Below are 23,980 nucleotides of genomic sequence, written 5' to 3'. Positions count from 1 at the left end.
TCTCAAATAAATGAAAATATTTTTACTCACTTTTCTTTTGCTATTCACTGCTATTAATCCGCTTTTCGCCCAAAGAGATACAGAGCACTGGTTTGCCCCGATGGCTGCCCGAAGCACCAATGTAAGCACTCCCCAACAGGCACTCTATTTCTCCACAGACTCTACTACCCCATTTCCTATAGAGATCTACAGCAATAATACTCTTCTTGGAACAGTAACGGTTGCTAAAGGAGCTCCCCAGACTTTTCAGATTCCTTTGGGAAGCATTATTACCAGTAACACTTCTGAATTGTTCGTTCCTGTAAACAAGGGACTTTACACAAAAGGTACAAAACCATATTTTGCAACCTTCAGGTTTTCTGTTACCAGTCATGGTGAAATTCTAACCTCCAAGGGAAAAGCCGGAATCGGTAAAAAGTTTTATGCAGTCGTTTCGCCTATAGAAAACCCTGTTACAGCTCTGAACTTCACGGCAGGTATTATGGCTACGGAAGATAATACAGTGGTTACTGTTTCAGATTATTCGGACAACGTTGTATTTACCAATGGATGGACAGGAGTAACCAATCCTACCCTAACATTTACCCTTAATAAAGGACAATCCTATATCATTGAAGGAACCGGTGATAACGCCGGAAATAAGGAAGGATTCATTGGCGCCAAAATAGAAGCTGATAAACCCATTTCTGTGACTAACGGGAATTTTAACGGACAGTTTGCCATCATTCCCCCAGGTTCCATCTTCGACGGATCTGATATTGTCATGGACCAGTCCGTACCCGTGGACAGGTTAGGTAATGAATTCGTTCTTGTAAAAGGAAACGGAGATATCGCTGAAAGAATGGAAGATGCTTTGATTGTCGCTACGGAAAGCGGTACGCAGGTGTTCATTAATAATGGAGCAACCCCGGCCATTACGCTCGGTGAGGGAGAAAGCTACAGGGTAAACAAGCTACTTAACACCAATTACATCAATCAAGGGAATAACCACTATAATATGTACATTAAAACAACCAAAAATGTTTACGTGTACCAGCTGTTGGCAGGTGTTGCAACAAGTAACGCTACCATCGGATTCAATTACATCCCCCCTTTAAACTGCTACCTTCCGAGAAAAATTGATGAAATTGGAAACATTAATATCTTACCTCCTACAATCAATAATGTTAAATTAAATATCCTGACAGAGACAGGTGCTGCTGTTACCGTAAATGGGGTACCTCCTCCTGCAGCTCAGGGACCTTATCAGGTATTAGGAACTTCATCCTGGGTATCCTATTCTGTACCAAACGTGACGGGAAACATGACCATCACCTCTTCAAAAGCTGTAACGGCAGGAATCTCTGGTGGAAGCGGTGTAGTGGGCTACGGTGGATATTTTGCAGGATTCTCCTCCATCCCCGTTATTGCCAAGCAAACCGGTGACTGTATCCCGGGAATTGTACTGGAATTAGATGACAGCTTTGATTCTTATCAATGGTATAAAGATAACACCGCGATTCCCGGAGCGATCAGCAATTCTTATACTCCAACACAATCTGGTGAATATACTGTAAAAATAACAGTAGGCTCTTGTCCTCCAATCATAACTCCGGTATATAAAGTATTTACCTGTCTTACAGAAACCACTTTGAACCAGACCGTATGCGACGGTGTTAAGTTCATTATTCCTACATTTACCAATTCTACACAGGCCGTAGTTCCAGGAACTGTAACAATTATTACTCCTCCTGTTAATGGAACTGCAGTAATTGATCCTACTACCGGTGTTATCAGTTATGCTCCTGTTTTCAATTATGTAGGTCCTGATTCTTTTGTGTATAAATTCTGTGGAAACAATCCTAACTTCACAGACTGTGAGCAGGTAACCCTGAATTTAACTGTTTCAGAAAGCCCTGTTGTCAACAACGCTTCTCTAAGAACTTGCTTTTTGGAAGCTAACCATGCTACAGGCTTGTTTAATTTGACCAATGCTTCCGTTACCATTCAACCTGGAGTCACCAAAAAATATTATCCGTCTCCTACAGATGCTGAAAACAGCACCAATGAGATCTTAAATCCCACCAATTATATTGCTCCTACAGGAGTGGCTTACGTAAAAGTCATCAATGCAAACGGCTGCTACAGAATCGCTGAAGTTACCCTTACTGTTCTTCCACCTGTAACATCTGCTGTTCTCGTAGATAAAATCATCTGTGTAGAAGACAAGACAACACTTGATGCAGGTCCGGGCTTCAATGGCTACGAATGGAGCACAGGTGCAGTTACGCAGTCTATCCAAAATGTCGGTGTCGGTACCTATTGGGTCAAACTGAAAACAGGAGACTGTATTACGTTGCAAACGGTAAAAGTATATGCCTCGGAGCAGCCTGTTGTTTCAAATATTGATATTTCAAACACTACTGTTACGGTGTATGCCATAGGTGGAAATCCTCCCTATCAGTACTCAATGGACAATATTCAGTGGCAGGATTCCAATATATTCACCGATGTAGCCAGAGGTACTCCTGCAGTATATGTAAAAGACAGCTATAACTGTGAACCTCTCAAAGTGGAAATTACCATTCCTAATCTGATTAATGCTATTACCCCGAACGATGACGGTGTAAATGACGTTCTGGATTATTCTTTACTATCAGGTAAAAAAAATCTGGAGTTTACTATTTTCGACCGATATGGAAGCAAAATTTTCCAGGGTGATAAAACCAACGGTTACAAATGGAACGGAACTTTAGGCGGAAGCAAAAGAGTTTCTACCGGAAATTACTGGTTTGAGATCCGATGGAATGAACCTTCCGGCAAACAAACCGCTGTAAAATATACAGGATGGATCCTTGTTAAAGGCAGGGAATAATCCATACAAAACAGAAGTTTAAAAACCGTGATTTTAGCATCACGGTTTTTTTATTACTTTTTCAGAGGATGAATGCATTTTATTATTAAATTTGTGTTAAACCCTTCCACTGAATGAAGAAAACTTTATCTTTTCTATTTATATTTTGTATTTTCACCTTTACCTTTGCCCAGCTGGACAGGGAACATTGGTTTGCTCCCATGATGGACAGGAGCGGAAGTCCAAATCCGTATCAGAAATTATACTTATCTACCAACAGGACAACCTCTTTCCCGGTAAGCATTTATAATAACAATGTGCTTATTGGCACAGTGAACATCAGTAAAAACAATCCCCAGAAATTTGATATACTTAGGAATTATATCATAACCACAAGTCAGGCAGATCTGTTTACGCCTACCTCCAAAGGATTATATTTAAAAGCAGAATTTCCTTTTTATGCCAATTTAAGATTCTCCGTCCTTAATCATGCTGAGATCATCACATCAAAAGGAATACCTTCCACAGGAAAAAACTTTTATGCTGCCCATGCACCTATTACGGTTGACAATGCTATCTTAAATTTCATGGCCAGCGTTCTTGCTACAGAAGACAATACAACAGTTACCATAAGCGGATATAAGCCAACTGCACAGTTTTCAAACGGAACAACAGGAGTTACCAATCCCACGATGACCTTTACCCTCAATAAAGGTCAGTCTTATATTATAGACGGTATTGGTTCGCCCCCCGGAAACTCTGATGTATTTATCGGTGCCAAGATCACCGCTAATAAGCCCGTCAATGTCACCAATGGAAATTTCAATGGCCAGTATGCCGGAAACTACCCTACCAGTTCTGATATTTTAATGGATCAGGCTGTCCCGGTTGAAAGACTGGGTACTGAGTTTGCTCTTGTAAAAGGAAACGGAACTATAGGATCCAATATGGAAGGAGCTATCGTTATTGCTACGGAAGACAATACCCAGATCTTTGTCAACGATGAAATTCCCCCTCTCACCACATTAAATGCAGGACAGTATTTTATCATTCCTGATTCGAAATATAAAATCCAGGGACTCAATCATTATAATCTTTATTTAAAGACCTCTAAGAATGCTTATGTCTACCAGGTCCTTGCCGGAGATTCTGCTTCAGCAATCGAGGTAGCGACAGGTGGGTTTAATTTTATTCCCGCACTGAACTGTTACCTTCCGAAACAAATCAATGAATTAGGCTTTATTAATGAAAACTTTGTTCACTCCAATGCTAACCCATCCGGAATCCTCAATATTCCGACAAAACTAAACCTTATTACAGAAAGAGGAGCCAATGTGACGGTGAATGGAGCTATTCCTCCCGCTACCACGGGCCCATTCGATATGACGGGTACCAACAGCTGGGTTACCTATGGTATTCCCAATGTAACAGGGACCATCACCGTGATTTCTGATAAAGCGATCACTGCGGGGATTAATGCGGGAAGTGATGCCGTAGGATATGGAGGCTTTTTTGCAGGTTTTCCTACGCAACCTGTTATCTTAAGATCGGGAGGAACTTGTGCCCCCGGCATAGTGCTTACCGTAGACCCTATTATTTATGACACCTATCAATGGTATGTGAACGGATCTCTTATCCTGGGAGCTACAGGCTCGTCCATTAGCCCTACACAATCCGGGTTTTACACCTGCTCAGTCACCATGGGAAGATGTGCTCCTCTGGTGACCGAACCATTTAAAGTACTGAACTGTACAAAGCTGACGACAACAACTTATAATGTCTGTAACACACAAACCATCACCCCGGCTTTCACCAGTTCAGCACAGGTTCCGGTTGCTTCTACGGTTGCTATTGTTACTCCACCTGCTTCAGGCACAGTAGCGATAAATCCTGTAACAGGTGTCATTACGTATACCGTCAATACCCCGGGAACTGCGGGAACAGATACCTTTACGTATACATTCTGTGGAAACGATCCTATTTTCCCCGACTGTGAAACGGTAACCGTCAATATCAATATTCTAGCTCTTACGGTTAACAATATCACATTGCATGCGTGTAATATTAACGGGCAGGGAACCTTTAACCTTACTTCTGCCAATGTCACCAATAACTCGCCGGTAACCATTACCTATTACCCTACCCTGGTGGATGCCCAGACGGAAAATCCGGGAGCACTTATCACGACTGCCAATTCATATACAGCTCCTGATGGTACCATTGTATATGCAGTGGTGAAAAATAGTATGGGTTGTAAAAGTATTGCCCAGATCACCCTTTCTTTATACAATCTGGCCATTGTTCTTAATAATTACAACGGTATTTTCTGTGATGATAATATGGACGGAACGGTTACCGTCATATTACCCAATATAACAGGTATTGTGCTGAACAATCCAGGTTATTTTACCAATGTAAGATATTATGCTAACCTTGCTGATGCTAATGCGGGAAATGCCAATACACTTCCCAATAACTGGAGCTATACAGCAACAACGACAATTTATATCAGAGTGGAATCTCCGGACGGATGTGCTGTTGTGGTGAAACCTTTACAATTCAGTATTGGAGCCAGAATTCCTTTGATCACAAAAGCAGCCGTTACTACTGTCTGCGATGATAACCTGGATGGAATAAAAGCAGTCAATCTTGCCCAGTTTATCCCGCAGTTTACCATAGACCCGAATGTTACGTATACCTTCCATTCCACTTTAACTGATGCACAAAATAACAACGCACCCATATCTGGCACAGTCAATGTTACAGGAACACAGACCTTTTATATCAGGTTTGAGAAAAACGGAGTTTGTCCCGAGGTAGGATCTATTAAAATCACCATTAAAATCCCTAAAAAGTCTGACATCTTAAAAGATTTGGTTATTTGTCCTAAAGCTACGACTACGTTAGATGCAGGGCCAGGATTTGAAAAATATTTATGGAGTACTGGAGCCACTTCTCCTTCTATTTCCAATGTTCCTGCCGGGAGCTATTGGGTAGATCTTACATTCAACGGTTGTGTTTACAGACAGAATGTAACTGTTACTGAATCCCCAACACCAATGATTACTTCTATAGAGATCAACGGAACTACAGTGACAGTGGGAGTAAGCGGCGGAACACCCCCTTATGAGTATTCTTTGGATGGAGTAAGCTGGCAGAGTTCAAATGTATTTAATAATGTAACAAGAGGAGCCCACAAAGTTTTTGTGAGAGATTCAAAATTATGTGAGGAAATAACAAGGCCGTTTGCCATCATCAACCTGATCAATACCATCACTCCAAACGGCGACGGACACAATGAACAGATAGATTATTCTGCCCTCATGAGCAATACGAATCTTGAGTTCAGAATATTTGACCGATATGGAGCAGAAATTTTCAGAGGAAGCCCGGACAACCGATATATCTGGGACGGAAGAATGGGCGGAAGACCTGTACCTACAGCCACCTACTGGTATTTTATCAGCTGGGTTGAATATGGTACTTCTACCTCTGTAAAATACACAAGCTGGCTGTTGGTAAAACACAAATAATATGCGGTTATTGCTTTAAATTGATCCATTTTCTTTGTATTTATATAAGTTTATAACATTCATTAACAATTCAGTATTAAAGTTTAATATAACTTTAACCTGAGATGATTATCTTAATCGGTATAAATTGCTGTATTTCTACGTAATTTTGCCCTAATTATATGAAGAAGTTAATTACCCTTTTAATGCTGATTTTTCTAGCCAAAGTCAGTGCACAGATATACAACGGAGAGGTATTTTTAAGAGATAACTCAATTTTGTATCTCAACCAGGTTTATGTAACCAATCTGAATACCCAGAAAACCGTACTTACCGATTATAACGGTACTTATAATATTCCTGCAGCTCCAGGCGACGTGATCCGTTTTACTTCTATTGTTACGGAACGAAAGGATGTAAAGCTGACCCCTCAGATGATGCAGCAGAAAAATTTAATTGAATTAAAAATTGCCTATTACGAGATCCAGGAAATTGTACTTACCCGCTTCAAGCCTACCGGAAACCTTAGGTATGATGTCAATTCTATACGAAAAGTAGATAAAGCACTGGCGATAAAAAAAGTAATCGGGTTACCTGAGCCTAAAGGTGATGGAACATCTCCCGAGCTTCCTGTTGCCGGATTAAGGGACGGTGGACTTACTTTCAGCTTAGAAAGCATCTATGACATCCTTTCTGGAGACAGAAAGAAAAAACAGCGTTATATGGCCTACGAGAGGATGAATAATTCTGTGGCACAAATCAAAAATTATCTTGGAAAAGATTATTTCACGAAGTTTAAGGTTCCGGAAAACCTGATCGATAATTTCCTTCAGTTTGTCTATACGTCAGAAAATATTGAAGCGTATGTACTGGCCGGTAATTTTGAAGCCATAAAAATTCCTATCGAAAAATATCTTCCAATTTACCAGAAAAGGCTTAAAACCTCAAATCTTCAGGAGGTCATTAAATAATTTTATGACATAAAAATCTTTAAAGAAATGTATACAATTTAAAATTTATAGTATACATTTCTTTTTTTGTTTAAAATATGCTTAATTTCATATCACAATTAAGTGTTTAAAATAAAAATAGCAGTGTATCGTTATTATAAAGAAAACTAATTGGCCAAAAACAAATTAAGAGAGAAAACCAACCCCTTACTTACTATTTGTCAATGAAAAAATTACTTTTACTTTTTGCTTCTATTCTATTTTTTAGCCTGTCTGCCCAGAAAAAGGGAAAAGACTATAGCAATATTTTAAAAAGTAAGAATATCTACGAGATCAATGCTTTCTTAAGAGATGCGCACCCTGAAGATCCCCGCAGGTCTGTACTAAAGCCCCGTGTGATGGAGATGATGACGCAATATATTAAAGAGGCTCATCCTGCTGATCAGAAAGTAAAAGACATGCAGGAAATGCTTGCACTCCTGAAAAGAAGACCGTCTACAAAGATCAGTTTTGATGAAATGAATGCCATTATCAAGCAAAAACAGATCGCGAAATACAAAGCAGAACTTGCAGCGAAACAATCCACGGTAGTCTATACGCCAAGCACGGCCCAAAATACTTTCGTGGTCAATACCGCTGCGAACGCTGCAGTTCCCAATGCAGAAGCCGAAGAATTCAATCTGCTGATGGCCGTAAATCCGGTAGAGCACAAGAACAAAACCGTAAAAATATTGAACTCCCTTTTCGACAACGACCCCAACAGCAAGGAAAGCATCATTCTTATCCAGAATAAATCCGACTGTAATATCATTGTAAGGATGGAAGGCGTTGGAACCACCAAATACAGGCTGGCTGTTCCTGCCCACGGCGAAAGCTCCATCGTTATAGAGAAAGGCCAGTATCTTTTCACCAGTCTGGTCTGCGGAGCACAGTATGCTTCGCAAAAAACAATTGAAAAAGCGATTCTGGTAACCTTGGGAAGTTCTGCAACCCCATAAGCCGGATATAAATACACTCAATACATGTCTTTTATGTTTAAAAGACAAGGTAGTCTATGTAAAATTCGCTATTTTTGCGGGATTTTATAAATGACTCGATGGGCAAAAATAAATTAGCAAGATTCGCTGAAAACAAGATTTTACCAAATGTTATCCAACCTACAAGAGAAGAAGCTTTAAGCGGTATTCCCCTGAAAGGAAACTGGAGAAAAGATTTCTTTAAAAATGATAATCCAATCGTACTGGAATTGGGCTGTGGAAAAGGAGAATATTCTGTAGGACTGGCCAAGGCGTTCCCTGAAAAAAACTTCATTGGAATAGATATTAAGGGAGCCAGATTCTGGTTCGGAGCTAAAGAAGCTGTGGATAACGGCATGAATAATGTGGCGTTCCTGAGAACACAGATCGAACTTGTAGATCATTTTTTTGCTGAAAATGAAGTTGATGAAATCTGGATTACTTTCCCTGATCCCCAGATTAAATACAAGCGTACAAAGCACAGATTGACCCATCCTGACTTTTTAGAACGATACAAAAAATTCCTGAAACCAAGTGGAATCATCCACTTAAAAACGGATTCAGAGTTTCTTCACGGCTATACTTTAGGCTATTTGCAAGGAGCAGGTTATGAAATAATTACCGCTCATCATGACATCTATGGTGCCCCTGAATATGATCCCAATACAGAACACCTGAGAGATATAAAAACCTATTACGAAGAACTTTTTTCAGCTAAAGGAAAAACAATCACTTATATTAAATTCCGGATAAGCTAATGAAGTAAAAACAACAAACTGATGAAAAAAACTTTAACGACCCTCCTCTTCCTGCTCCTGATTGCGGGTTCTGCTTCTGCGCAGAAAAAACAAAAAGACATCTTAAAAAGCGTCAATATTAAAGAAATTGAAGAATATCTTAAGAATGCACATCCTGAAGACCCCAAAAGAAGTGTTCTGAAGCCTAAACTTATTGCCCTGAAGAACTCTGAATGGACAAAAGGTGCCCAGACCGCCAAACCTATGGAAGCAAGGCCTGTGATCACCGATATTCCGGACAGGTTTATGAGGAATTCAAATTCCAACGATGCGGAAGAATTTAAAAAACTAATTGCTGAAACCTCTGACCAGCACAAAGAAAAAACAGTAAAGCTTCTCAACGCTATGTTTGATGAAGATATTACAAGAAAAGAGGCTGTTCTTCTGTTTAGAAATAATTCAGATTGCAATATCATTCTGAGAATTGAAGGAAAAGACTTCCATAATCTGGCTGTTCCTGCACATGGTGAGAATTTTATCATCCTCAACAAAGGCTCTTATACCCTGAATAGTAATGTCTGTGATGTAAAGTACTCTTCTCAAAAAGACATAAAAAAAAGTATATTTGTAGTGATTGAAAATCCGGGTGCACCTAAACCTGAAACGGATAAAGATCCGGTAAAAGATAACAAAGAGGCGGCTCCCGTAAAGCCTTCAAAAAAGAAAAGATCGAAAAAATAACTGGTATGAAAAAGCTTTTCGTTTTCTCTGTGATTTCATTGAGTCTTATAAGCTGTAATGTAAACTATGGTAATTATCCAATAAGAACCACTTATCCCTCAGCTTCCGGGACTTCTGCGGCCAACACCGAAAGAGAATATACGGAGCTTCTCAAAACGTACAAGCCCGAAACGGCAGAAGTCTTAACTGATCTTCTTAATGATGATTCTCCTATGAATCCCAGAACATCCATTTCCGTAGAGAATAAATCACCTTGTAACATGGTTCTCACCGTAAGCAGCAGCGGCTTTTTTAAAAAGATCCCCATAGCCTCTGGCAAGGTTGGCTATACCATGGTTCCCAAAAACCAAAATTACAGACTATCGGGGATGCTTTGTAATTCATCTTATCAGTCTACGAAATTTATTTCAACGTCATATGCTATTAAAATTAGTAATTAAATAGAAACCCGCTTTTATAAAGCGGGTTTTATTTTATAGGGATATTGCAGGTTCAATCTAAAAAAATGATTCCTGATTTATCATTCGATAGGATACAGAAATACAAAATTCCATACCAGGTTACAAATAAAAAAACGCTGGACAAGATCCAGCGTTTTTCCTATATTAAAGAAAATCTTTAATTATTCAGCATCGAAATCAGCATCTGTTTCAGCAGATACTTTTTCTCCTTCTTCTTTAGATTTTTCTTTATCAGCTTTTCTTTGAGTCTGACCTTCTTTGATAGAATCAGAAACAATGTTCAAGATCATATCAATAGACTTAGAAGCATCATCGTTTCCTGGGATAACGAAGTCAACTTTTCTTGGATCAGAGTTTGTATCAACAATCCCGAAAACTGGAATACCTAATTTCTTAGCTTCAGTTACAGCGATATGTTCTCTCATAATATCTACAACGAAGATCGCAGAAGGAAGACGAACCATGTCAGAGATAGAACCTAAGTTTTTCTCTAAGTTAGCTCTTTGTCTGTCTACCTGTAATCTTTCTTTTTTAGATAAAGTTTCGAACGTACCGTCTTTTTTCATTTTGTCGATATGGTTCATTTTCTTTACAGCCTTTCTGATTGTAACGAAATTCGTTAACATACCTCCCGGCCATCTTTCTGTAATATAAGGCATATTAAGTTCAGAAGCGTGTTTTGCAACCACTTCTTTCGCTTGCTTCTTAGTCGCTACGAAAAGAACTTTTTTACCTGCAGAAGTTAATTTTTCTAAAGCACTACAAGCCTCATCTAATTTAACTGCTGTTTTATGTAAGTCTACAATGTGAATACCGTTTTTCTCCATAAAAATGTATGGAGCCATATTTGGATTCCACTTTCTAGTCATGTGACCGAAGTGTACGCCAGCCTCTAAAAGGTCTTTTACATTTGCTTTTGCCATGTTTTCTGTTTTTGTTAGTTTACTTTCCGCTTCTTATGCAATCAACGACTTCTTTAGATGGGAGAAGCGTTTGGATGCTAAACGTAACGGGCAATTTTTTGTTTTGATAAATAGATTTTAGACATAAGATAACAGACCAAAAAAATTCTGAAATCTGAAACCTTGTATCTGAAGTCTGAAAATTAACGTTTTGAGAATTGGAATCTCTTTCTTGCTTTTTTCTGACCTGGCTTCTTTCTTTCCACCATTCTTGCATCTCTCGTAAGTAAACCAGCAGGTTTCAAAGCTAATCTGAATTCAGCATTGATTTCGCATAAAGCTCTTGAAATACCTAATCTGATAGCTTCTGCCTGACCTGTATTTCCACCACCGAAAACATTTACGGTAACGTCATACTGACCAACAGTCTCAGAAAGGATAAACGGCTGGTTCAATTTATAAACCATAACGTCTGTAGAGAAATAAGTTGCAGCATCTTTACCGTTTACTGTAATGTTACCAGAACCTGGTCTTACATAAACTCTCGCTACAGAAGTTTTTCTTCTTCCGATTTTGTGAACTATAGACATAATTAATTATTTAAATTCGTTAACATTAATTGTTTTAGGCTGTTGAGCTTCATGTTTGTGCTCAGTTCCTTCATATAAATAAAGGTTCTTTAATAAAGCAGATCCTAATCTATTTTTTGGTAACATACCTTTTACAGATTTTTCCAATACTTTTAAAGAATCTTTCTTCTGAAGTTCAGCCGCAGTCATAGACTTCTGTCCACCAGGGTAACCTGTATGCCAGATGTAAGTCTTATCAGCCCACTTATTTCCGGAAAGCGTAATTTTCCCAGCATTCAAAACGATAACGTTATCACCACAATCTACGTGAGGTGTAAAGTTCGTTTTGTGCTTACCTCTCAAAATCTTTGCAACCGTAGAAGCTAGTCTTCCTAACGGCTGTCCTTCAGCGTCTACCACAACCCATTCTTTATTAGCAGTAGCTTTGTTCGCTGAAACAGTTTTGTAACTTAATGTATTCACACGTTTTAGTTAAAGATTAAACATAATTTTCCCCTAAAAGGGTGTGCAAAGGTACAAATAATTTTCGTAACCCGAAAACATATTTTATTTAATCTATACAAGCCTCCTGTTTTACCTTTTCTTTAATAGATTTAACTACACTGCCTTTTTGGCACAGAACTTGTAAAATGAATGACCGATGAAAAAAAACATTTAGAAGATTCTAAAAACACAAGTGATAAAAGAAAGAGTTTTATTCCTAAACTCTTTCTTTATTAACTTTTCTTAAAACATATCCCTAAAAGCTTATCGATCTATTATTTTATATCGCGAAATATTTATATTTGCGCCAAAACCATACGATCCATGAGCCACGGAAAACCAAGAGAAGATAAAACCTGCCTGAACTGCGGGCATGAGGTTGAAGAAAGATTCTGCCCACACTGCGGACAGGAAAACATCGAAAGCCGTCATCCTTTTTATTATCTCTTCACTCACTTTTTTGAAGATTTCACCCATTATGACGGACAATTCTGGGGAACGATGAAAAATCTGCTTTTTAAGCCGGGAAAACTCACCAAGATTTATCTAGAGGGAAAAAGAGCACAATTCGTACCTCCTGTGAAACTCTATATTTTCATCAGTTTTATAACGTTTCTATTTATTTCATTCCAGATAGCAGATGTAGATTTTGGAAAACAAGGAGTAGAAACAGGGGAAATCACCAAGAAAGAAATTCAAAAAAAAGTTTCTGAAAATGAATCTGTCCGGAAGCTCATTAAAGATTCTAAGGATATTGCCATTGCTGATTCTCTTACAGGCGGCGCCCTGACCCAAGCCCTTGACTCTACCAAAACAGGAAACGAAGCCCAGCTTAAAAACAATGATGTAGACGTCGAGAAAATCCTTAAAAGCAAAAGCATTACACAATCTCTTGAATTACAATCTATGGCTGATTTTGACAGGAAAGAAGAAAAAAACGGACACAAATACGAACTATTCCGCCCATTTCTTGCGAAGATCTTTGAACTGGAAAAAAAAGGTCATGCTCCAAGTGAAATTACCGATATGTTTATAAAGAGTTCTATTCACAATTTACCGAAAGCCCTTTTCCTGTACCTTCCTTTGTTTGCTTTTCTGTTATGGATATTCCACAGTAAAAGAAAATGGTGGTACTTTGACCATGGTGTTTTTACACTCCATTATTTTTCCTTTTTACTGCTTCTTATACTGTTACTTTTTGTAGTGACTAAACTGTTGAGCTATTTTGATGGGAGTACTTTGGCATCGGCAATGAAGGGTCTCATTATTACATCAGCTATTGTCTATGCAGGATGCTACTTTTTTATAGCTCATTACAGAACATACAGAACCCATCCCGCTCTTACGATTATAGTTGGTGCCATCCTGTTTGTCATCAACACCATGTTATTCAGCTTCTTATTGATGGGCTTAGGAATCATCAGCTTTCTGTTTCTGCATTAACGGCGCAGAGATTTGTTTGCTCTGAAACTTGCAATTAAGTAATACGCTACAAAAACGGTAGAAAACTTAAGTATGGAAGGAATCGCCAGCTCCAGGCTAAATAAAAATGTTCCTATCAATACCAAAACTCCCATTGCCACAAAAGAAATACCTAATTTTTGTGGCAGTGTGAAATTGGGGGTATCCAGATAATAAGCAATTCCCCACGCAATCCCAAAAGCCAGTGCATAACATATATCAAGACCGATATTCGTAGAACTGTAAAAAAAATAATTGATCAGGAAACTAAGAACCGTTCCTAACGCAAAGTACATCAAAGCCTTTTTCATACTATATATATTATGGTACAAAAATAGAGAATTTACTTGTCATTATTAAACGAATGATTGTTAAGTTGGGGAAATAACAACCTGTCACATACAAACAACTTTCTTATAATCAATTCATTAAACAAAACCAAAAGGTTCTTATTTTATTATTATATTTGAAAATTCAGAAATTTTCTAGATTTTTTATGGAAACCCAAAAATATACTCCAACTCACAAAGTGAGAATCGTAACTGCGGCGTCATTATTTGACGGGCACGATGCTGCGATTAATATCATGCGCCGTGTGATCCAGGGAACAGGATGTGAAGTCATCCACCTTGGCCACGACAAATCAGCAGAGGAAGTTGTTAACACAGCGATCCAGGAAGATGCCAATGCTATTGCTTTAACCTCATATCAGGGAGGTCACAACGAATATTTTAAATATATCTACGACCTTTTAAGAGAGAAAAACTCTCCGCAAATCAAGATTTTCGGTGGCGGTGGCGGTGTAATTCTGCCTGAGGAAATTGAAGATATCATGTCTTATGGAATCGACAGGATTTATTCTCCGGATGACGGCCGTGAACTTGGTTTACAGGGAATGATCGATGACTTGGTTAAAAGATCAGATTTCGCCACAGGAAAAGAAGTAACAGCAGATGATCTGGATTTAATTAGTTTTGAAAACTCTACCAGCATTGCGAAAATCATTTCTGCGGTAGAAAACTTTTCAGACGAAAAGCCGGAACTGGTAAAAGCCATTGACGAAAAATCGAAAGACTTAAATATTCCAATTATCGGTATCACAGGTACTGGTGGTGCTGGAAAATCTTCATTAACAGACGAATTGGTAAGACGTTTCTTACGTTCCAATACTGATAAAAAAATTGCTATCATCTCAATTGACCCTTCGAAAAAGAAAACCGGAGGAGCCCTTTTGGGAGACAGAATCCGTATGAACGCGATCAATGATCCAAGAGTGTATATGCGTTCGATGGCGACGAGGGAGAATAACGTTTCCGTTTCGCCTTTCATCCATTCTGCGTTGAATGTCTTGAAACTGGCTCATCCGGATGTGATCATTCTGGAAACTTCGGGTATCGGGCAATCCGGTTCAGAAGTTTCAGATTTTGCAGATGTTTCCATGTACGTAATGACTCCTGAATATGGAGCTTCTACTCAGCTGGAAAAAATCGATATGTTGGATTATGCAGATTTGGTTGCTTTAAATAAATCTGACAAACGTGGTGCTTTGGATGCACTTCAGGCTGTAAAAAAACAGTTCCAGAGAAACCATTTGTTGTGGGAAAGTCCATTGGATGACATGCCGGTTTATGCAACAAAAGCATCTCAGTTCAACGATCATGGAACCACTGAGTTATTCAACAGACTGATCGAAAAAGTAAATGAAAAATTCTCAGCATTAAATCTGCAAGGTTTTGTTGAACAGGAAATTACCGAAGAAGTAACAATTATTCCTCCAAAAAGAGTTCGTTATTTATCTGAAATTGTTGAAAACAACAGACAATACGATGCTAACGTTGAAAAACAGGCTGCATTAGCCAGAAAAATGTACCATATAGAAGGCGTGAAAAGCTTCCTTACTAATGAAGTTTTAGACGCTGAATACCAAAAAGCTGAAAAAGACCTTCAGCAGGAGAATATCGACTTCCTGAAAACATGGGATGACACGAAAGACGCTTTCAAAGCTGAGTTTTATTCCTATTTTGTACGTGGAAAAGAGATCAAAGTTGAGACTTCAACAGAATCTTTATCGCACTTAAGAATTCCTAAAATTTCTTTACCAAAATATAAGGACTGGGGTGACCTGATCAAGTGGAAAGGCCAGGAAAATCTTCCGGGAGGCTTCCCTTATACAGCGGGAATTTATCCGTTCAAAAGAACCGGTGAAGATCCCACAAGGATGTTTGCAGGAGAAGGAGGTCCGGAAAGAACCAACAGAAGATTCCACTATGTGTCTGCAGAAATGGATGCCAAACGTTTGTCAACAGCGTTTGACTCTGTAACATTATATGGTCAGGATCCTGCTTTACCACCGGATATTTACGGTAAAATTGGAAATGCAGGGGTTTCTATTGCCACATTAGATGATGCTAAAAAGCTGTATTCAGGTTTTGACTTGGTGAATGCGATGACTTCGGTTTCTATGACCATCAACGGACCTGCTCCAATGTTGCTGGCTTTCTTTATGAATGCTGCCATTGATCAGAATGTTGAAAAATATATTGCTGAAAACAAGCTTGAGTCTAAAGTTGAAGCTGTTTTAAAAGCAAAATTTGATGACAGAGGCTTAGAAAGACCTAAATATAACGGAGAATTACCTCCTTCCAATAATGGTTTAGGATTAAAACTATTAGGAATCACAGGAGATGAAGTTATTCCTGCTGAAGCTTACGCAGAAATTAAGGCTAAAACAATTGCTACGGTTCGTGGTACGGTTCAGGCAGACATTTTAAAAGAAGATCAGGCTCAAAATACCTGTATTTTCTCTACTGAATTTGCTTTAAGACTGATGGGTGACGTTCAGGAGTTCTTCATTACAGAAAAAGTAAGAAACTTCTATTCCGTATCGATTTCAGGGTATCATATTGCTGAAGCTGGTGCCAATCCGGTTTCCCAGCTGGCGTTTACTTTGGCCAACGGTTTCACTTATGTGGAATATTATCTGAGCCGTGGAATGGATATCAATGATTTTGCTCCGAATTTATCTTTCTTCTTCTCTAACGGTATCGACCCTGAATATTCAGTGATCGGGCGTGTAGCCAGAAGAATCTGGGCAAAAGCTATGAAATTAAAATATGGAGCAGACGAAAGAAGCCAGATGTTGAAATACCACATCCAGACTTCAGGACGTTCGCTTCACGCTCAGGAAATTGATTTCAACGATATCAGAACGACCCTTCAGGCGCTTTATGCTATTTATGATAACTGTAATTCTCTTCACACGAATGCGTATGACGAAGCCATCACCACTCCTACTGAGCAGTCTGTAAGAAGAGCAATGGCAATTCAGCTAATTATCAATAAGGAATTAGGGTTAGCCAAAAACGAAAATCCATTACAAGGTTCATTCATTATTGAAGAATTAACGGATCTTGTGGAAGAAGCTGTCTATACAGAATTCGACAGAATTACGGAAAGAGGCGGTGTTCTTGGTGCTATGGAAACCATGTACCAGCGTTCTAAGATCCAGGAAGAATCTATGCATTACGAATGGTTGAAGCATACAGGAGAATATCCTATCATCGGGGTGAATACTTTCCTTGGAAAAGACGGTTCGCCAACGGTTCGTCCGGGAGAAGTGATCCGTTCTACTGAAGAAGAAAAGCAGGTTCAGATTGAAACGCTTCATAATTTCCAGAAATCAAACGAAGATAAATCTGAGGAAGCTCTTAGAAAGCTACAGTATGCGGCCATCAACCAGCAGAACTTATTTGCCGTGATGATGGATGCGGTGAAATACTGTTCTCTTGGACAGATCACCAACGCTCTATTTGAAGTGGGTGGTAAGTACAGAAGAAATATGTAAGCCCGTGTCGGGCAGACAGTTTATACTACTGTTTTAAATTATAAATCAAACCTCAAAGAAAATTTATTTGAGGTTTTTTTTGTATTTTTATTCTAAAGTTGACCATGATGAAAAAAGAATTTCAAATTAAAGAACCATGTTCTGTAGGCCGTGAAAATATGCAAGAGATTAGCGGAGGAAGTTTCTGTGATCTTTGTTCAAAAAAAGTACATGATCTCACCGATAAAACAGATGAGGAAATTAAATCAATATTAAAATCAAATGAATCTGTATGCGGAAGAATACAGGCTTCAAGATTATATTTTACAGAAGAAAAAACAAAAACAACTTATAATTTCTTTGAATTTCCCTTTAGAAAAATAGCCGGCGGAGTTTTTCTTGCTGCTATGTTTTCATCCAATCTCAATGCACAGCAAAAAATAAGTGACACTTTAAGGAATGAAGTCTTAGATGGACTCATCGTTTATGCACAACGTTCTGATGATGATTCTGACAGGGACTCTTATTATACCCCGGTAAACAAAACAATAAATATTAAATTTTCAAGTGATAAAAGTGCTTTAGGAAACTATACCATCAGCCTTCTTACCCTTTCAAAAAAATACAGCTCTGAGGGTCATTACGACAACATTAGTATTCCCGAAGATAATCTCAGTTTCCAAAATATCTTCGTAGTTGAAACTGCACCCAATTACAATTATAAAGATGTAGAACACAATCAGTTCTACTTTTCGGTCAATAATAGAAGAATAAAAGAACATTCAGCTTTAATCCTGAATATGAATGAAGCAAAGAAAGTAGAATTTAACCCGAAGAACAGAAACACCTTATACTTTCTGGATGGAGAGGAAATTTCCAAAGAAGAATATGAAAAAAACAAAAAAAATAAGGACATTGACTCCTATTTTTTATCCGAAATCTTTGCTGAAGAGCTTTTAGGAAAAGAATATGACCTGGAAGATGGAATTGTGGTTTCATATCGCAGAAATGATTAATTCAATTAAAAAATAGTAAAACGGAACTTCATCGCAAACCAGCTTTGAAGTTTTTTATTTTGAATATTTACTATGTTTGTGGGATGAAACCAAAAGCCGTATTCAACTGGAGCAGCGGAAAAGACTCTGCTCTTGCCCTTTATCATGTTTTACAGGAAAACCGTATCGAAGTAACCTCTCTGTTAACCAGCATCAACGAAGAGTTTCAGAGAATTTCTATGCACGGTGTTCATGTTTCGCTTTTGGAAAAGCAGGCCGAAAGTCTGGGATTTCCTTTAATTAAAATGGAGCTCCCAAAAGAACCGTCTATGGATGAATACCGGGATCTGATGAACAAGACCATGTCGAAAATCCAGGCCATGGGAATCACCCAATCTGTCTTTGGAGATATTTTCCTGGAAGACCTCAGAAAGTACCGTGAAGAGCAGCTGCAATCTATCGGAATGGAAGCTCTATTTCCTCTTTGGAAACAAAATACCACTGATCTTATCCACGAGTTTCTTGATCTTGGTTTTAAAACGATTGTTACCTGTGTAAATGAAACTTATCTTGATAAAAGTTTTGCAGGAAGAATCATTGATAAAGATTTCATTAATGATTTGCCTGAAAACGTTGATCCTTGTGGAGAAAACGGAGAATTTCATACGTTTACTTTCGACGGGCCTATCTTCAAAGAACCCGTGCAGTTTGAAATCGGGGAAACAGTAAAGAAAACCTATCCTAAGCCTAAAACCGATGCAGAAGATAAGGAAGGAGCCTATGTTTTCTGGTTCTGTGATCTGATCCTTAAATAAAGTCCAGGGAAACTTTCTTTCTACCCGAACTAACCAGAAACCCTTTTTTAAGAACAAAAATGACGTTTATTATATTTCAATAGATTTTGTGAAGTTTCCCCCAACTGATGAAAGTCGTAATGATCTGTTCATTGCTTTGTAAAAAAGGAGTAACAGATTATAGTGTTTTCCGTTTATCACCAATAATATTTCATCACTCCTGTCCTTCTACATTGAGCGGTTTTTCTTATTTTTGATAGACAATGCTGTAAAAATTTATTTCCCATCACAAAATGACAAAAAAAATCTCTTCCTTTCTTTTATTTATTTTTCTCGTATCTGGTTTAATTTCATGTAAAAATGAATTGGTTTCTGCTCCTAAACCCATTAACAAAAATGAGGTCATCGATTCCACGATTACCGCTTTTCAGACCACTCTTTTGGAGCAGCAGATTGATTCTGTTTTCAAAAAATACAATTTTAACGGAAGTATCGCCGTATTTAAAGATTCGCTGCAGCTGTACAGAAAAGAAAACGGCTATTCAGATTTTAAGGCTAAAACAAAAATGGACAGCAGTACTGTTTTTGCTATCGGTTCTGTAAGCAAGCAGTTCACTGCAGTACTTATCCTTCTTCAGATGGAACAGGGGAAATTGAATATTACCGATAAAGCCTCCAGATACCTTAAGGAATTTCAGACCAAAGAGTATGAAAATATCACCATTCACCAGCTTTTAAACCATACTTCAGGGCTCAATATGTTCGGAGGAAAACTGATGTTTAAAAGTGGTTCTGATTTTTTCTATTCTAATGACGGTTTTAATGCATTAGGAAAAATTGTAGAAGCCGTTTCTGGGAAATCGTATGATGAAAATGCTCAGGAATTGTTCAAAAAAGTAGGGATGACCAGTTCTTCTACCGCAAGTCTTTTTGAAGGCTCCAATTTTGCCAGCGCTTATCTGGGTAATGGAAAAAACGCTGAAGCAGTTCCCAATATGCCGAAACGACTGGCAGGAAAAGATATAGGAACTCCAGCAGGTGGCGTTCTTTCTACAATAGACGATCTTCACCTTTGGAACAATGCCCTATATGGCGGAAAGATCCTGAAACCTGAAACGTTAAAGCAGTTTAGTTCTAAAAGCGCAGAAAGACATCATGCTATTCTGGGTAAAATGGGTTATGGCTACGGAATTATGATGAATATTGGAAAACCTGAATGCTTTTTTCACAGTGGCTACGTCAAAGGCTCTCCGTCTCTGAATATTTATTATCCGCAAACCAAAACATCGGTGATTATTTTATCCAATATTGCGGATGAAGAAAAAGGGAAGAGTTTAACCTTCCGACCGCATGTTGAATTTAAAAAGATCACAGACAATCTTGAAAATACGATTCTTCAACTTAAAGCAAAACATTAATCCTTGCTGTATGAAAAAAATGTATTTCATTGCGGTTTATCCTCCTCAGGAAATCATTGAAGAGGTAAAAACATTTAAAAAAGATCTGGCTCTGAATTACGAAAATTCAAAGGCATTGACAAATGATGCACACATCACTTTATTCCCTCCTTTCTCCAGAGAGCTTGAGTTGGAAAGCGATATTCATGTGGCTTTTCAAAAAATAGATACGGCTCTCCCTCCTTTTGAAATTACACTGAATGGTTTTGGAAGTTTCCCCAATCCCAAAAATCCGGTTCTTTTTGTACATCCCGAACCCAATGAAAATTTAAATATTCTTCACCAAAGAGTAAGACAATATTTCAATTTCATCAAATATTCCTTCACGCCTCACATGACTGTTGGATACAGGAATCTTAGTTATGATAATTATCTGAAAGCGTGGGAGATTTATAAGCATAAAGAATTTAAAACTAAATTTACAGTTGACAAAATCACACTTCTCCGCCATGATCAGAAATGGGTTCCCATTGCGGAAAAGAGGCTGACAGGAAACGTCAACGAACAATGAATGCCGCCTTATACAAGCGGCACTCTATTTTGAATTTTACTAATTTATTCTTTAATGATTTTCTGGGAAATGATCATTCCTTCATTTTCATAAACATTCACAAGATAGGTTCCAGCCGGAAGGTCCTTAATATCTACCCAAATCGTTGAACGATCTTTAAGCTCTGACCTTCCTTGGATAAGTTTTCCGGAAACATCATAAAGTTCAACCTTTGGATTTCCTGAAAAATCCTGTTTTCCTCTGATAAAAAATTCACCATCTGAAGGATTTGGATATATACTGTATCTTCTTTCTTCTGCCTTGATGTCGGTCATTTTTCTGGCTGCTGATTTATTCAGGGTCCAGGTGACATTGGTAAAATGAACGGTACTGTGGTTATTCACCTTAAGCAGCGGATTATTATCGTTAACAGAAAAGATCAGGGTATTATTTCCGGCATTCAGCTGGGAAGGAGAAATAGTAATTGCATTGGCCGTTGATGCCAGTAGTGTCCCGTTCAGTTTCCAGGAATTGACCAATGTATTTGGAATCGGAAGAATTTCATTAACGGTAAATGTTACATTAGAATTGGCATTAACCGCTGAAGTATTGGCAGGTGTATAAGAATCCACCGGAGATACCAATGAGTGAATTTTTTCAATAATAGCTTCTTTACAGACGGAACAGAACTGTTGATTCAGATACCTCATCTCACAACTCTGATGGGGACGGAACCATGAAGGGCTCTCAGTATAGGAATAAACACCAACTGCATTTGTTCCTACCCAGTTTTTCCACTTTACTGTAGCAGGATTGGATGTCTGGGTTTTGTTGGGAGATTCTCCTGAACCGGAAAACCAGTATTCATCAGCCAGCTTTCCGAACGAGTGTCCCAATTCATGAACTACAATTTCATTGGATGATCCATTGAGTGAAGCAAATGCATAGGCACCACCACATCCTCCATACTCAGTTGAGTTCCCTAACACATAGGTAATATCATAATCCGGAACATTAGCGGCAAGAACCTGACCTACTTTATTGGTGGTGTTACTATACATACAGCGATGAACCCCGAAATCAAAGGAAGATCCAAGGTAATTACTGGGATTAGAAACAGGAATTACAGGCTCTGCCACATCAGTGGCTGTTCCCGGATGCTTTACTCCGGAAGCTGTAGAAACTACTTTGACCGCATAAGCGTTAAAATAATTTTTATATTCCGTGTAGGGACTTTTTGTAAAGAGATAATTAACGGTAGCCTGCGCTGATGAAACGAAGGAAGTTTGCTGAGCAGTGGTAAAACCATCGCCTAACACTGCAATAATGATCCGTTTGTCATTTGTCCCGCTCTGAAGAAGGGGAACAGTCTGAAAAGTCTGTGCAGCAAAGCAGCTGCCTATCAAGAGGGCTAATAAAGTTTTTTTCATAGTTAAAGTTTTTGGGTGAATAAAAGCTGTGTTCCTGATTCAGTTACTTTTTCAATTTTTACCATCTGAATCTGTTCAGAATAAGCATATCTTACACTGAATTCTGCATTTTCAAGAGGTATTTTCTTTCTGCTGACTCCTTCTTTTTCATAGACTTCCATTTCCGGATGCAACGGATTTTTCACCAACTGTTTGCTTACTTCTTTTCCCCCAGAATCAGATAGAATCACAATTAGATCTCCGGGTTCAACTTCACTTCTGTCAAATGAAGGGGTAAATTTCAGTCTTCCTTCGGTAATTTTCTTTTCCTGCAGGATAATTCTTTCTTTTCCGCCAGCTTCTTTATCGGTCTGAAAAAACAGATAAACTATATTGCCTTCTTTCCGGATCTCAGCACCGGAAACCTTATCCCGGAAATAGCCTAACGTGCTGCTTTTCTGAAAACTGCATAACAACAGTACGGGAACCATCAAAAGATTAAGTAAATTTTTCATGACATTTTTATTTTAAAGTTATGAATATTTCCCAATATGTTGAATATTTAAAATGATATTTTCTCAAATAAAAAAGTTTAGAATACCCTATCTTTGAGCCATGATTTCAGAGAAGATAATTTTAGGTATTGACCCGGGAACGGCCATTATGGGTTTCGGCATTATTTCCATTAAAAAAGGTAAAATGGAAATGATTTCCATTCATGAGCTTATCCTAAAAAAATACCCGAACCATGAAACGAAGCTGAAATATATTTTTGACAAAACATTAGCCCTGATCGATGAATACCATCCTGATGAAGTTGCTCTTGAAGCTCCGTTTTTTGGGAAAAATGTACAGAGTATGCTTAAACTGGGGCGTGCCCAGGGAGTAGCTATGGCCGCAAGCCTTCACCGGAATATTCCGATTACAGAATATTCGCCCAAAAAGATCAAGATGGCCATTACGGGAAACGGAAATGCCAGCAAGGAACAGGTTGCAGGAATGCTTCAGAATCTTTTAAACTTAAAAGAATTTCCTACAAAATATTTGGATGCCTCAGATGGTCTGGCAGTTGCGGTTTGTCATCATTTTAATTCCGGAACCGTAACCGGCACAAAATCATTCAGCGGCTGGGATAGTTTTCTTAAGCAGAACCCGGATAGGCTGAAATAGCATAAACGAAAAAAGCCCCTAAACTGGGGCTTTTTTTTGAATAGTCCAGAATTAATTGTTTAAAAACTTCTTCGATCCGTTTTTGTTCTTATTGGAGCAATTGATAATAAGTGCTACATCCATATTCCTGGGATATGTATTTTTTCTATGTTAAAA

General features: G+C 38.4%; 20 protein-coding genes. 14 read left to right on the top strand and 6 right to left on the bottom strand.

Annotated features, from left to right (window positions below; all coding sequences use genetic code 11):
• The first annotated feature begins 10 nt into the window (after positions 1–10).
• From NZD88_RS07050 to NZD88_RS07020, 7 genes are all read left to right on the top strand, one after another.
• Positions 11–2,854, top strand: a complete 2,844-nt coding sequence (locus NZD88_RS07050; protein WP_259828424.1) for a T9SS type B sorting domain-containing protein — start codon at positions 11–13, stop codon at positions 2,852–2,854.
• Positions 2,855–2,967: 113 nt separating this feature from the next.
• The gene (locus NZD88_RS07045; RefSeq protein ID WP_259828423.1) at positions 2,968–6,366 is read left to right on the top strand and encodes a T9SS type B sorting domain-containing protein; all 3,399 of its coding nucleotides are present in this window, start codon (positions 2,968–2,970) and stop codon (positions 6,364–6,366) included.
• A 161-nt stretch (positions 6,367–6,527) separates the two neighbouring features.
• Entirely contained in the window at positions 6,528–7,316 is a 789-nt protein-coding gene (locus NZD88_RS07040; protein ID WP_185194843.1) for a hypothetical protein, read from the top strand.
• Positions 7,317–7,519: 203 nt separating this feature from the next.
• Positions 7,520–8,293 (top strand): DUF6759 domain-containing protein, encoded by a 774-nt coding sequence (locus NZD88_RS07035; RefSeq protein ID WP_259828422.1) that lies wholly within the window; start codon positions 7,520–7,522, stop codon positions 8,291–8,293.
• A gap of 98 nt (positions 8,294–8,391) precedes the next feature.
• Entirely contained in the window at positions 8,392–9,069 is a 678-nt protein-coding gene (gene trmB, locus NZD88_RS07030; RefSeq protein ID WP_259828421.1) for a tRNA (guanosine(46)-N7)-methyltransferase TrmB, read from the top strand.
• A 21-nt stretch (positions 9,070–9,090) separates the two neighbouring features.
• Complete coding sequence (locus tag NZD88_RS07025) at positions 9,091–9,789, top strand: DUF6759 domain-containing protein (protein WP_259828420.1); 699 nt, start codon at positions 9,091–9,093, stop codon at positions 9,787–9,789.
• 5 nt (positions 9,790–9,794) lie between these two features.
• Positions 9,795–10,229, top strand: coding sequence for a DUF6759 domain-containing protein (locus NZD88_RS07020; RefSeq protein WP_259828419.1), 435 nt, complete (start codon positions 9,795–9,797; stop codon positions 10,227–10,229).
• Positions 10,230–10,411: 182 nt separating this feature from the next.
• On the opposite strand, the gene rpsB is transcribed toward NZD88_RS07020, so the two are convergent.
• The 3 genes from rpsB to rplM all read right to left on the bottom strand — a co-directional run bounded on the left by rpsB (position 10,412) and on the right by rplM (position 12,204).
• The gene (gene rpsB / locus NZD88_RS07015; RefSeq protein WP_169233020.1) at positions 10,412–11,173 is read right to left on the bottom strand and encodes a 30S ribosomal protein S2; all 762 of its coding nucleotides are present in this window, start codon (positions 11,171–11,173) and stop codon (positions 10,412–10,414) included.
• Between the two features lie 182 nt (positions 11,174–11,355).
• On the bottom strand, positions 11,356–11,742 hold the full coding sequence (rpsI, locus tag NZD88_RS07010; RefSeq protein WP_042722891.1) for a 30S ribosomal protein S9: 387 nt from the start codon (positions 11,740–11,742) through the stop codon (positions 11,356–11,358).
• Positions 11,743–11,748: 6 nt separating this feature from the next.
• Complete coding sequence (gene rplM / locus NZD88_RS07005; RefSeq protein ID WP_034706094.1) at positions 11,749–12,204, bottom strand: 50S ribosomal protein L13; 456 nt, start codon at positions 12,202–12,204, stop codon at positions 11,749–11,751.
• Positions 12,205–12,549: 345 nt separating this feature from the next.
• On the opposite strand from rplM, the gene NZD88_RS07000 reads away from it, so the two are divergent.
• The gene (locus tag NZD88_RS07000) at positions 12,550–13,668 is read left to right on the top strand and encodes a DUF3667 domain-containing protein (RefSeq protein WP_259828418.1); all 1,119 of its coding nucleotides are present in this window, start codon (positions 12,550–12,552) and stop codon (positions 13,666–13,668) included.
• Here the strand turns inward: NZD88_RS07000 and NZD88_RS06995 are convergent.
• Positions 13,665–13,997, bottom strand: coding sequence for a hypothetical protein (locus tag NZD88_RS06995; protein ID WP_259828417.1), 333 nt, complete (start codon positions 13,995–13,997; stop codon positions 13,665–13,667). The genes NZD88_RS07000 and NZD88_RS06995 overlap by 4 nt on opposite strands.
• Positions 13,998–14,182: 185 nt before the next feature.
• On the opposite strand from NZD88_RS06995, the gene NZD88_RS06990 reads away from it, so the two are divergent.
• The 5 genes from NZD88_RS06990 to NZD88_RS06970 all read left to right on the top strand — a co-directional run bounded on the left by NZD88_RS06990 (position 14,183) and on the right by NZD88_RS06970 (position 21,266).
• Complete coding sequence (locus NZD88_RS06990) at positions 14,183–17,530, top strand: methylmalonyl-CoA mutase family protein (protein ID WP_259828416.1); 3,348 nt, start codon at positions 14,183–14,185, stop codon at positions 17,528–17,530.
• Positions 17,531–17,637: 107 nt separating this feature from the next.
• Positions 17,638–18,525 carry a hypothetical protein gene (locus NZD88_RS06985; protein ID WP_259828415.1) on the top strand — a complete coding sequence of 296 codons (888 nt, stop codon included), beginning with the start codon at positions 17,638–17,640 and terminating at the stop codon, positions 18,523–18,525.
• Between the two features lie 83 nt (positions 18,526–18,608).
• Complete coding sequence (locus NZD88_RS06980; RefSeq protein ID WP_259828414.1) at positions 18,609–19,319, top strand: Dph6-related ATP pyrophosphatase; 711 nt, start codon at positions 18,609–18,611, stop codon at positions 19,317–19,319.
• Positions 19,320–19,591: 272 nt separating this feature from the next.
• Entirely contained in the window at positions 19,592–20,716 is a 1,125-nt protein-coding gene (locus NZD88_RS06975; RefSeq protein WP_259828413.1) for a serine hydrolase domain-containing protein, read from the top strand.
• Positions 20,717–20,726: 10 nt separating this feature from the next.
• Positions 20,727–21,266 carry a 2'-5' RNA ligase family protein gene (locus tag NZD88_RS06970; RefSeq protein ID WP_259828412.1) on the top strand — a complete coding sequence of 180 codons (540 nt, stop codon included), beginning with the start codon at positions 20,727–20,729 and terminating at the stop codon, positions 21,264–21,266.
• A gap of 44 nt (positions 21,267–21,310) precedes the next feature.
• On the opposite strand, the gene NZD88_RS06965 is transcribed toward NZD88_RS06970, so the two are convergent.
• The gene (locus tag NZD88_RS06965) at positions 21,311–22,675 is read right to left on the bottom strand and encodes a T9SS type A sorting domain-containing protein (RefSeq protein ID WP_259828411.1); all 1,365 of its coding nucleotides are present in this window, start codon (positions 22,673–22,675) and stop codon (positions 21,311–21,313) included.
• Between the two features lie 2 nt (positions 22,676–22,677).
• On the bottom strand, positions 22,678–23,169 hold the full coding sequence (locus NZD88_RS06960) for a hypothetical protein (RefSeq protein WP_259828410.1): 492 nt from the start codon (positions 23,167–23,169) through the stop codon (positions 22,678–22,680).
• Positions 23,170–23,269: 100 nt separating this feature from the next.
• Between NZD88_RS06960 and ruvC the strand changes: the two genes are divergently transcribed.
• Entirely contained in the window at positions 23,270–23,824 is a 555-nt protein-coding gene (gene ruvC, locus NZD88_RS06955) for a crossover junction endodeoxyribonuclease RuvC (RefSeq protein WP_259828409.1), read from the top strand.
• Positions 23,825–23,980 lie beyond the last annotated feature (156 nt).

Origin of the sequence: Chryseobacterium pyrolae, assembly GCF_025153485.1 — a bacterium.
GTDB lineage: Bacteria > Bacteroidota > Bacteroidia > Flavobacteriales > Weeksellaceae > Chryseobacterium > Chryseobacterium antibioticum.
Note: the sequence above shows the minus strand (reverse complement) of the source record. Positions and strands in the feature narration are given on the sequence as shown.

Excerpts from the sequence above, each read along its gene's own strand:
- NZD88_RS07050 (WP_259828424.1), top strand. The coding sequence starts at position 11 with ATGAAAATATTTTTACTCACTTTTCTTTTGCTATTCACTGCTATTAAT.
- NZD88_RS07045 (WP_259828423.1), top strand. The coding sequence starts at position 2,968 with ATGAAGAAAACTTTATCTTTTCTATTTATATTTTGTATTTTCACCTTT.
- NZD88_RS07040 (WP_185194843.1), top strand. The coding sequence starts at position 6,528 with ATGAAGAAGTTAATTACCCTTTTAATGCTGATTTTTCTAGCCAAAGTC.
- NZD88_RS07035 (WP_259828422.1), top strand. The coding sequence starts at position 7,520 with ATGAAAAAATTACTTTTACTTTTTGCTTCTATTCTATTTTTTAGCCTG.
- trmB (WP_259828421.1), top strand. The coding sequence starts at position 8,392 with ATGGGCAAAAATAAATTAGCAAGATTCGCTGAAAACAAGATTTTACCA.
- NZD88_RS07025 (WP_259828420.1), top strand. The coding sequence starts at position 9,091 with ATGAAAAAAACTTTAACGACCCTCCTCTTCCTGCTCCTGATTGCGGGT.
- NZD88_RS07020 (WP_259828419.1), top strand. The coding sequence starts at position 9,795 with ATGAAAAAGCTTTTCGTTTTCTCTGTGATTTCATTGAGTCTTATAAGC.
- rpsB (WP_169233020.1), bottom strand. The coding sequence starts at position 11,173 with ATGGCAAAAGCAAATGTAAAAGACCTTTTAGAGGCTGGCGTACACTTC.
- rpsI (WP_042722891.1), bottom strand. The coding sequence starts at position 11,742 with ATGTCTATAGTTCACAAAATCGGAAGAAGAAAAACTTCTGTAGCGAGA.
- NZD88_RS07000 (WP_259828418.1), top strand. The coding sequence starts at position 12,550 with ATGAGCCACGGAAAACCAAGAGAAGATAAAACCTGCCTGAACTGCGGG.
- NZD88_RS06995 (WP_259828417.1), bottom strand. The coding sequence starts at position 13,997 with ATGAAAAAGGCTTTGATGTACTTTGCGTTAGGAACGGTTCTTAGTTTC.
- NZD88_RS06990 (WP_259828416.1), top strand. The coding sequence starts at position 14,183 with ATGGAAACCCAAAAATATACTCCAACTCACAAAGTGAGAATCGTAACT.
- NZD88_RS06985 (WP_259828415.1), top strand. The coding sequence starts at position 17,638 with ATGAAAAAAGAATTTCAAATTAAAGAACCATGTTCTGTAGGCCGTGAA.
- NZD88_RS06980 (WP_259828414.1), top strand. The coding sequence starts at position 18,609 with ATGAAACCAAAAGCCGTATTCAACTGGAGCAGCGGAAAAGACTCTGCT.
- NZD88_RS06975 (WP_259828413.1), top strand. The coding sequence starts at position 19,592 with ATGACAAAAAAAATCTCTTCCTTTCTTTTATTTATTTTTCTCGTATCT.
- NZD88_RS06970 (WP_259828412.1), top strand. The coding sequence starts at position 20,727 with ATGAAAAAAATGTATTTCATTGCGGTTTATCCTCCTCAGGAAATCATT.
- NZD88_RS06965 (WP_259828411.1), bottom strand. The coding sequence starts at position 22,675 with ATGAAAAAAACTTTATTAGCCCTCTTGATAGGCAGCTGCTTTGCTGCA.
- NZD88_RS06960 (WP_259828410.1), bottom strand. The coding sequence starts at position 23,169 with ATGAAAAATTTACTTAATCTTTTGATGGTTCCCGTACTGTTGTTATGC.
- ruvC (WP_259828409.1), top strand. The coding sequence starts at position 23,270 with ATGATTTCAGAGAAGATAATTTTAGGTATTGACCCGGGAACGGCCATT.